The sequence below is a fragment of the Deinococcus rhizophilus genome (genome assembly GCF_030271215.1).
Classification (GTDB): domain Bacteria; phylum Deinococcota; class Deinococci; order Deinococcales; family Deinococcaceae; genus Deinococcus; species Deinococcus rhizophilus.
The window spans coordinates 1-412 of sequence record NZ_JASNGB010000413.1 but is presented as its reverse complement, the minus strand read 5'-3'; the positions used below and the strand labels follow the sequence as shown (position 1 = coordinate 412).

The following is a 412-nucleotide window of genomic DNA, read 5'->3' as shown; positions in this document are numbered from 1 at the left end:
GCGTGGCCGCGGGCGCTGTGGTGGCCGCGACCGGTGGCCTCGCTGCCGTGCCGGTCCTGCTGGGCATGGGTGCCCTCGGCTCGGGCCTCGGCGCCGCCGCTGGAACCGCTGACGCCGCCGTTCACGGTGACGGAATGGAAACCCGTGTCGCCCGCAGCTACGACGACCGCTATGAGGTGGACGACACCCACTACGATGAGATGCACAGCACGGTCGAGGGCGGTGGCCGCGCCATCGCCATCGAGGACGACGTGCCCATGGACGTGGTCGAAGCCGCGATGGCCCGCCACGGCGGCCGTTTCGTCAACCGCTAAAGCACACTCTCTGAATGCCGGGGACTCCTGCGGGGGTCTCCGGCATTTCTTGCAGGCTCATCCTGGGTTTCAGGGAGTTGGGGTGAGGAGCAGGGAGA

At 68.9% G+C, this 412-nt stretch carries 1 pseudogene; it reads left to right on the top strand.

Annotated elements, in window-relative coordinates:
* Window positions 1–314, top strand: a pseudogene (locus tag QOL99_RS17625) (hypothetical protein); the annotation flags it as partial.
* Between the last annotated feature and the right edge of the window lie 98 nt (window positions 315–412).